The following is an 8,946-nucleotide window of genomic DNA, read 5'->3' on the forward strand; positions in this document are numbered from 1 at the left end:
ACACGGAACTTAGAACGCACCTGTGGAGGGGTTGGCAGAGATTTCGACGGTGCGGGTATCTGCTGACTCCTCGTCAGCACCGTCAGTGCCTTCAGCTTCCTGGACTTCCTTCGGTGCCTCTGCTGGGTCCGCCCCCTTGATCATCCAAATGATGGTGTCGAGCTCTTCCGGTTTGACCAGCACCTCACGGGCCTTGGAGCCTTCCGATGGCCCGACCACACCGCGTGATTCCATGAGGTCCATGAGTCGGCCGGCCTTGGCGAATCCGATACGCAACTTGCGCTGGAGCATCGAGGTGGAACCCAGCTGGGACGTGACCACGAGGTCGACGGCCTCCAAGAGGTCGTCCATGTCCTTGCCGATCTCCTCGTCGATCTCCTTCTTGGCGTCCTTGGCTTTATCCTCCGTGACACCTTCGGTGTAGTTCGGTGCGCCTTGTGCCTTCGCGGCGTCGACAACCGCCTGCACCTCTTCGTCGGAGACGAACGCGCCCTGCATGCGCACTGGGCGCCCGCCCTGCGGGATAAACAGGCCATCGCCCATACCGATGAGCTTTTCGGCACCACCCTGGTCCAAGATGACGCGGGAGTCCGTGAGCGAGGACGTCGCGAACGCCAGGCGGGACGGCACGTTGGTCTTGATAAGGCCGGTGACCACGTCCACGGACGGGCGCTGTGTTGCGAGCACGAGGTGAATACCCGCCGCACGGGCCTTCTGGGTGATGCGGACGATGGAGTCCTCGATCTCCTTCGGCGCCGTCATCATGAGGTCCGCGAGCTCGTCCACGACGCACACGATGTAGGGGTACGGGCGCATCTCTCGCTGGGAGCCGGCCGGGGCCTGGTATTCGCCGCTGCGAACCTTGCGGTTGAAATCCTCGATCTTGCGCACGCGGGCAGCCTGCATGTCCATGTAGCGCTGCTCCATCTCCTCCACCAGCCATTGCAGGGCCGCAGCAGCCTTCTTTGGCTGCGTAATGATCGGGGTGATGAGGTGCGGGATACCCTCGTAGGGCGTGAGCTCGACCATCTTCGGATCCACCAGGATGAGGCGAACGTCCTCCGGGGTCGCGCGGGTCAGCAGCGAGACCAGCATCGAGTTCACGAACGCCGACTTACCTGAACCGGTTGCGCCGGCCACGAGAAGGTGCGGCATCTTCTTCACGGAGAAGGAGGTGAATTGACCCTCGATGTCCTTACCCAAGCCGATGAGCATCGGATCGTTATCAGCACGCAATGCCGGGGAATCCAAAACATCACGCAGGCGCACCATTTCACGGTCCGCATTAGGCACCTCGATACCGACTGCAGACTTGCCCGGAATCGGGGTCAACAGGCGCAGGTTATCCGTCGCCACTGCATAAGCCAGATTGGACTGCAGGTTGGTAATCTTCGAAACCTTGACGCCTGGTCCCAGCTCAATCTCATAGCGCGTCACTGTCGGGCCACGGCTAAACCCGGTGACCTGGGCATCGACCTTAAACTCCTCAAATACTTCAGTGATGGCTTCGATGATGCGGTCGTTGGCCTCCGTGCGAGCCTTCGCAGGCTTGCCGGCCGTAAGCAGGTCAGTCGTCGGCACGTCATAACCGCCTCCCAGTGCGGTATCTTCCGCACCGCTCGGGGCCGCGGGTGCTTGTTGCGCCGCGTCTTGAACATCCTCGTCGACCTTGGCGCCCGTGCGCGCATCGCGGCCGGAACGCTCCTGGAACATACGGACGGCCTCGGAGTGTGCGGCAGAGACAACGTCCTCCCCGGCCGCCCCAGCAGACGCTACGCTTGCCGACGCCCCCGCGGCTGCCGCCCCCAGCGCCGCACCGGCGGCACCGCCAACGTCTACGCGGGGACGCTTCTGCTGTGCAGGCTTGTGCGCAGGTTTCTCAACCGGCTTCTCGACAGGCTTCGGTGCTGCCTTCTGCTTCTGCTCCGGCTCCGGAACAACGGGGATCTCGTCGGTGTCATCGACGCGGCGCTCGGGCACGGCATCAAAGGAGGGGCGGCCGTGTTGGACCGGTTCCTGCTTCGTGGGCTGTGCCGCCGAGTCAAAGGAGACCGTGGCGTTTTCATCCGGCAGAGCCGGGTAGCTCTGCGTGTGCTGCGTGCGCTGGCGCTGACGCGGACGCGGGGTATGGACCGGGCGCGTGGGGCGCTCGCGCCCCTCGGCAATGGCGTCGATGTCATCGCTGACATAGCCGTAGTCGTCTGCGGAGGCGTCGTCAAGCAGCTCATGCTCCGAGCGGTCCTTCCGGTCACGGAGTCCACCGACGAGTGTAGAGAATTGGGCAGCCACGAAGTCATAGGCTTCGCGCAGAGTGATGCCAGTGATGTTGAGCGCCCCATAGACAATCAACAGGAAGAGCAACGGCACGGCCACGTAGCTAGAGAAGGCTGCTACGAGCAGCTCACCGATAGCAAAACCGATAGCGCCTCCGGCCTCTCCGGCGGCGTTATTATTCCACGTAAGGTCCGGGAGCCCAGCAAAGATATGGATAAGGCTCAGCATGCAGACCACGATCAGGGCCGTGCCGCCAACCACGCGCGGCTTGAAGTGGCCGGCCGGGCCGGAAAGGTCCATCATGAGCGCGATGGCTACGGCGATGAGCGCAACAGGAAGAACATAGGCGCCCGCGCCAATCACATAGCGCACAGCATTGGTGAGGTACTCACCGATAATGCCAGCCACCTGGAACCACGTAGCGCAGGCCAAGACGATGGCCACACCAATCAGCACGAGCGCGACCGCATCCGGGTTGGAGACGCGAATGCTCTTCTCTACCCGGGCGGGGCGCTCCATGATGCTCGTCGGCATCTCGCCGTCAACGTCCTGGGCACGGGTCACCTTGCTTTTCGACGAAGTGCCACCCTCAGCCCTGTTGCTAGTTCTCTTATTCTTCGCGCGTCCAGAAATTTCCCCTGGCTCCCTCACATCGTCGTAATCATCAAAAGCCTCTTCGTCATAGGACGCATCATAAGCGGGATCATAAAGATCCTCGTCCCGATCTCTCGCTTCAGCTGGCTTGAGTCCGGCGAGGCCATGCCCGACTCCCCGCGCCATACTCCCCATGCCCCGGGCCGTAGCGCCAAATACGGTGCCCAGTCCGTGACCAACGGCACGAAAGGCGCTGCCGGTCCTCTCTTCGGAGGTCTCGGCAGCGCGAGTAGCAGACGTCAGCGAGTAGCTTGTGCGGCCCGACGGTCGCGAGCGATTGGCCGTGCGACCTCGGCCGGAGGCGCGAGACGGAGCGTTCTTGACAGACATGATTGCCACTCTAGTAGCAAAAGCCCCATTAACAACATGCGCCACACACGTATGGCGAAGAAAATTAGCGGTTCAGCCTACAGGCTTGACCTTACGATTGCGGATTCATCGCCTTCAATCTCGACATCAGCAGCGTCGCGGCCGAAGGCCCACAAGAGCACCTCGGACACGGTACCTCGTACGCGAACCACAGCGTCGCCTTGTCCAGACACACGATGTCTATCCGCAGCCACGATCGGCGGGAAACCTTGTGGCTCCAGGACAACGGGCAGGCGCGAGTGCGACAGCAGCCGTGTGCCTAGCAGTTTCAACGGCGCCAGTAGCTCTTTGTTGACTGCTCGTGAAAGATCCCTTGGTTCAATGTGGCCATTAGCTCGGCGGAGATCCTCATGGTGGACAAAGTGCTCGGCCGCGTTGAACACGGAGTCTACATAGCGCAGAGGGCTAAACCTAGATGCTCCCCTCCCCCACGCATCCACCAACTCCTCATACGTCATGCCCTCGCGGACCCCATTAGCGACGCTCCGTGCATGAGAGGACAGCGCTGGAATAAAGGAACCGAGCGCTGCATCAGGGCGGTTCTCACGCACCCACAAGTGCGTTGCTAGGTCTCGGGTTGTCCACCCTTCGCACAACGTCGGGGCATCAGGGCCAAGCTCATGGAACAACGCCACCATCTTGGCGCGCTCTGCTGAAGAAAACGACATGCGCCCCAGCATACCCACCGGAGGCGGGAACACTGGGGCGCTTGCGGCCTTAGCTTTAGAGCGATTCGCGGGAAGCGTGAACTTCGTCGTCGTCAGGCAGCAGGATATCCGAGTTCGTCGGAACGATGGTCGGCAGAATCACCGGCTCGCGCTTGTACTTGGAGTCCATGAGCTTCGAGACCTTGCGGCGCAGCTTCTGCACCATGCGGTAGGTATCGTTCTCCCCCTCAGCGGCGAGGTCATTCATGGTGTTCTCCACCATCTCGGCGACCTCAGGCACGATACCGCGATCATCGTCGGAGAAGCCCGTCGTGGACACCGTCGGATGCTCAAGCAGGCGCGACGTGCGGTTATCGATGACACAGGTGATGGAAACGACACCGCCGGCACCCAGGTTGGTGCGGTCCGCGAGGGTATCGGCGTCGACATCACCCATCGACACACCATCGACGTAGAGGTTGCCCACCGGGATCTGGCCGACGACCTCAGCACGGCCGTTGCGCAGATCGACGACAACGCCGTTCTGCGCAAGGACCACGCGATCACGGGCCACACCAGTGGAGACTGCCAGCTCCTTGTTTGCACGCAGGTGGCGCCACTCGCCGTGCACCGGCATGGCATTCTTCGGGCGTGCAGCGTTGTAAAGGAAGAGCAGCTCGCCACCATAACCGTGGCCGGAGGCGTGGACCTTAGCTTCCTTGTTCGTGATGACCTCAGCGCCAATCTGGGACAGCATGTTGATAACGCCGAACACGGCCTCCTCATTACCCGGAATCAGGGAGGAGGAGAAGATGATGAGGTCACCATCGCGGACGGTGATCTGGCGATGCTCACGACGGGCCATGCGGGACAGCGCCGCCATCGGCTCACCCTGGGTACCGGTGGTGATGAGCAGTACCTTGTGCGGAGCCATCTTGGCTGCCTCATCGATCGGGATGATGGTGCCGCGCGGAACCTTCAGGAAGCCCATCTTCTCCGCGATTTCCATGTTGCGCATCATGGAGCGGCCGTTGAACGCAACCTTGCGGCCGGCGGCCACGGCGGCGTCGATAGCCGCCTGCACGCGGTAGACGTTCGAGGCGAAGGAAGCGATGATCACGCGCTGCTTGGCCCCAGAAACTAGGCGCTTAAACGTTGCCGGAATGTCGCCCTCAGAGGCGGACACACCCGGGATGTTGGCGTTGGTGGAATCGCACAGCATGAGGTCCACGCCTTCGTCGCCGTAGCGCGACAGGGCCGGCAGGTCCGTCGGGCGGTTATCCAGCGGGGTCTGGTCCAGCTTGATATCACCGGTGTGGATGATGTTGCCAGCCGGGGTTCCCAGCATGACGCCGAGGGCATCCGGGACGGAGTGGTTCACTGCCCAGAAGCGGCAACGGAACGGACCGTAATTCACATCGGACATCTCATTGACCTCAACGAACTTCGGCTTCTGGCGGTGTTCCTTACACTTGGCAGCAATCAGCGCAATGGTGAAGCGCGAAGCCACGATCGGGATATCCGGGCGCAGCTTCAGCAGCCACGGGATAGCACCAATGTGGTCCTCGTGCGCGTGGGTTACGACGAGCGCCTTGACCTTGTGAATCTTCTTCTCAATCGGACCAAAGTCCGGGAGAATCAGGTCCACGCCTGGCTCACCGGAGGACGGGAAAAGCACACCACAGTCGATGATGAGCATCTCATCCTGGTACTCAAAGACGGTCATGTTTCGACCGATCTCGGAAATACCGCCCAAGGCATAGATACGCAGAGAGTCCTTCTGCTGCTTCGGCGGCTCCGGCAGACGCTTGGTCAGATCCGCGCCTTGCATGGACTTAGGTACATTGCGACGGCCGCGGTTGTTGTTGCGATTGCGGTTGTTACGACCACCGTTGTTGTTATTGCCGTTGTTGTGGTTGTTGTTGCCGCCGCGGCCGCGACCACGGCCGCCACGGGAACCACGAGAACGGGAACGACGGTTGCCGTCGTCAGAGCTTCCAGACTCCTTAGAGGATGCACCGGAAGCAGCCGATTCCTTCGGCGCTTGGAAAACCGGCGAAGCCGCCTCATTCGAGGCGGTCTCGGTCTCCGAAGGCGGACCCGCCTTACGGGTCACCTTGCGGGAACGGTTACGGGATTCAGTCATTCTTAAAGGACTCCAGCCTTTTCCAAATCGTGACGGAGAACCTCAATCTCATCCGCGTCAGCCGCGGAAACCGGGAGACGAGGTTCTCCAACTTCAATGCCCTGCAGGCGCAAGGCAGCTTTAACAAGAGTTGCTCCTCCGAGGCGGCCTTGCGCCTCGACGAGCGGGGACAAAGTTTTCGCGTTGATCTCTCGCGCACGTGCGATATCACCTTCGTCGAAGGCCACGTAGAGATCAGCCAGGGCACGCGGGGCAATATGACCAATCACGGAAATAACGCCTGAAGCACCGAGGGCCAGCCACGGCAAGTTCAGCCCGTCATCTCCGGAGTACCATGCCAATCCGGTTTCCTGGATAAGCGGTGCAGCCGCTACAAGATCGCCCTTGGCGTCCTTGACGGCCTTGATGTTCGGCACTTCCGCGAGGCGAAGAAGGGTCTCCGTCTCAATCGGAATGCCCGAGCGGCCAGGGATGTCATACAGACAAATGGGGAGGTCCACGGCGTCAGCGACAGCGCTAAAGTGCGCATACACACCGGCTTGGGAAGGCTTGGAGTAATACGGAGTTACAACCAAGAGGCTGTCTGCTCCCGCATCAGCGAAAGCGCGCGCTGCTGAAATGCTGGTGGCGGTGTTATTGGTTCCCGCTCCCGCACACAATTTAGCGCGACTGCCTACCTCTTCCTTTACAGCTGCAAACAGCTCCAGTTTCTCATCCAACGACGTCGTCGGTGACTCACCCGTGGTCCCAGCCAAAATGAGCGAATCAATACCGTTATCAACCAGATGAGCTGCCAGGCGACGACCAGCGGACACGTCCAAGGCGCCATCCTGGTCAAATGGAGTGACCATAGCTACGCCTACGCGTCCGAAGGTGTCGACGCCTGTCTGTGCTGTCATACCTGTGCTCATAGGCGTCAAGATTACCCGCTTTCGCCCCTATTGGCCGCATCGGGGTCGTGCGCGAGTCTCCTGCAAAGCCTTTAAGCGTACGGGCTCGAAGCCATTTCGGTCCCGTCGGACAAAGTGGTGATGTGGAAGTCGTCGAAAAGCACCGGCGATTGCTCTCTCAACAGCTTCAAGCATGTCACCGCCAATTGGCGCATCTCAGTATCAGCCTGCTCCGTTGCCCGAGCACCGATAAAGTGGCGCCACGCACGGTAGTTGCCGGTCACTACTATGCGGGACTCTGTGAGATTAGGCAAAACCGCACGCGCTGCCTGCCGCGCCTGCTTCTTACGAAGCAATGCGTTTGGTTCCTCTTCCAGTTTGGACTCGAGGGCGTCGAGCAGCTCTTCGTAGACAAACCGCGCTTCGTCGGCCGCCTGTAGCGTTAACCGCTTTAGCTGCTCATCTTCTGCAATGAACTTGGGCAGCACGACCTCTGCTTCGTCGGAGTGTACGAAGCGTTGTGAAAGCTGGGAGAAGGAGAAATGCCGGTGGCGCACCAACTCATGTGTTGCGGAGCGCGACAACCCTCTTATATACAGCGTCGCGGTGGCATGCTCCAGAAGCGCGTCGTGGCCTACCTCCAAGATGTGGTGCAAATAAGCCTGGTTCGACGCGGTACGAGGATTTGGCTTATCGAAGGACTCGTAACACGCACGCCCAGCAAACTCGACTAAAGCCTCGCTTTCCGACGCCCCCTCGTCCGCCTTCCAATCCACCCCTCGTGGTGCATAAAACGCCGTTGCCGCGATGAGTTGGACATCAAGCTCAGAGACCTTTGCCATTACAGCCCCAGGTACTTCTCAAGCCCCACGGTCAAACCTGCGTGGGAGGAAATCTCGCGCACACCAAGCAAAACACCGGGAGTAAAGGAAGAGCGGTCATAGGAATCTTGGCGGATGGTCAGGGATTGCCCTTGGGTACCGAAGATTACCTCTTCATGCGCCACCATTCCCTGCATGCGAACTGCATGGACGTGGACGCCATCAACGTCTGCACCTCGCGCACCGTCAAGGGACTGCTCGGTCTTGTCCGGCATTGCATCCAGGCCAGCTTCCTTACGAGCCTTCGCAATTCCCTGCGCAGTATGAACCGCCGTGCCGGACGGCGCGTCAAGCTTATTCGGGTGGTGGTATTCAACAACTTCGGCGCTATCGAAGAACTTCGCCGCTTGGGCAGCAAACACCATGGTCAATACAGCTGAGACAGCAAAGTTCGGAGCGATGAGAACGTTGCCAGCGCCCTCCTTCTTAGTCCACTCCTCTACCTTGGCTAGCCGCTCCTCGTCGAAGCCCGTGGTGCCGACAACAGCATGGATTCCATTGGCGATACAAAACTCAAGATTATCCATAACCGAAGCGGGCTGAGTGAAGTCGACGGCAACCTCGGCGCCTGCTTCAACTAGCTTCTCCAGCGGGGTTTCGCGATCAATTTCAGCGACAAGCTCCAGATCTTCTGCAGCGTTGACGCCCTCCACGATTGCCTGCCCCACGCGGCCCTTAGCGCCAAGGACACCCACCTTGATAGTCATTCACAATCCCTTCATACGTGTTCATACGGTTAGCTGTGCCCAGTCTATCCCCGCCGCCGGCAGGGTTTGGGACAGGGCAGAGAGGGCCGCCATAAACCTCGATCAATTGCGTAGTTCACTGGCGTTTAGGCGGTTTTACAACCTGTCACATTTGTATCGCACACCCAATCTATTTTGACGCGGATACCCCCGTTTATAGTAACGACTTGATGTGAATTCACTACTAGCTATAGCCATGTGCGGTGAGGGTCGGTAGAATCATTGTTAGAACATTTCTTCTAACTCATGTTTCTCGGGGGAGACATTCATGACTACCACCGCCACGCACCCTTCAACCTCCTTTTTCTTCTTCTCAACAACGAATCCGAATAATCCACA

General features: G+C 59.9%; 6 protein-coding genes. All 6 read right to left on the reverse strand.

Annotation, left to right across the window (positions count from 1 at the left end; all coding sequences use genetic code 11):
- Positions 1-9: 9 nt before the first annotated feature.
- The 6 genes from HMPREF2822_RS10760 to dapB all read right to left on the reverse strand — a co-directional run bounded on the left by HMPREF2822_RS10760 (position 10) and on the right by dapB (position 8,568).
- A complete protein-coding gene (locus HMPREF2822_RS10760; RefSeq protein ID WP_070524510.1) occupies positions 10-3,258 on the reverse strand; it encodes a DNA translocase FtsK in 3,249 nt (1,082 codons plus the stop codon).
- 77 nt (positions 3,259-3,335) lie between these two features.
- Positions 3,336-3,977, reverse strand: coding sequence for a TIGR03085 family metal-binding protein (locus HMPREF2822_RS10765; protein WP_070524511.1), 642 nt, complete (start codon positions 3,975-3,977; stop codon positions 3,336-3,338).
- A gap of 43 nt (positions 3,978-4,020) precedes the next feature.
- On the reverse strand, positions 4,021-6,090 hold the full coding sequence (locus tag HMPREF2822_RS10770; RefSeq protein WP_083299156.1) for a ribonuclease J: 2,070 nt from the start codon (positions 6,088-6,090) through the stop codon (positions 4,021-4,023).
- 2 nt (positions 6,091-6,092) lie between these two features.
- Positions 6,093-7,001, reverse strand: coding sequence for a 4-hydroxy-tetrahydrodipicolinate synthase (gene dapA / locus HMPREF2822_RS10775; RefSeq protein ID WP_070524512.1), 909 nt, complete (start codon positions 6,999-7,001; stop codon positions 6,093-6,095).
- A gap of 71 nt (positions 7,002-7,072) precedes the next feature.
- A complete protein-coding gene (gene thyX, locus HMPREF2822_RS10780) occupies positions 7,073-7,822 on the reverse strand; it encodes an FAD-dependent thymidylate synthase (protein WP_070524513.1) in 750 nt (249 codons plus the stop codon).
- Positions 7,822-8,568: a 4-hydroxy-tetrahydrodipicolinate reductase gene (dapB, locus tag HMPREF2822_RS10785; protein WP_070524515.1), complete on the reverse strand. Its 747-nt coding sequence runs from the start codon at positions 8,566-8,568 to the stop codon at positions 7,822-7,824. Before dapB ends, thyX begins: the two co-directional genes overlap by 1 nt.
- Between the last annotated feature and the right edge of the window lie 378 nt (positions 8,569-8,946).

The organism is Corynebacterium sp. HMSC062E11 (assembly GCF_001811845.1).
Classification (GTDB): Bacteria; Actinomycetota; Actinomycetes; order Mycobacteriales; family Mycobacteriaceae; genus Corynebacterium; species Corynebacterium hesseae.

Excerpts from the sequence above, each read along its gene's own strand:
- HMPREF2822_RS10760 (WP_070524510.1), bottom strand. The coding sequence starts at position 3,258 with ATGTCTGTCAAGAACGCTCCGTCTCGCGCCTCCGGCCGAGGTCGCACG.
- HMPREF2822_RS10765 (WP_070524511.1), bottom strand. The coding sequence starts at position 3,977 with ATGCTGGGGCGCATGTCGTTTTCTTCAGCAGAGCGCGCCAAGATGGTG.
- HMPREF2822_RS10770 (WP_083299156.1), bottom strand. The coding sequence starts at position 6,090 with ATGACTGAATCCCGTAACCGTTCCCGCAAGGTGACCCGTAAGGCGGGT.
- dapA (WP_070524512.1), bottom strand. The coding sequence starts at position 7,001 with ATGAGCACAGGTATGACAGCACAGACAGGCGTCGACACCTTCGGACGC.
- thyX (WP_070524513.1), bottom strand. The coding sequence starts at position 7,822 with ATGGCAAAGGTCTCTGAGCTTGATGTCCAACTCATCGCGGCAACGGCG.
- dapB (WP_070524515.1), bottom strand. The coding sequence starts at position 8,568 with ATGACTATCAAGGTGGGTGTCCTTGGCGCTAAGGGCCGCGTGGGGCAG.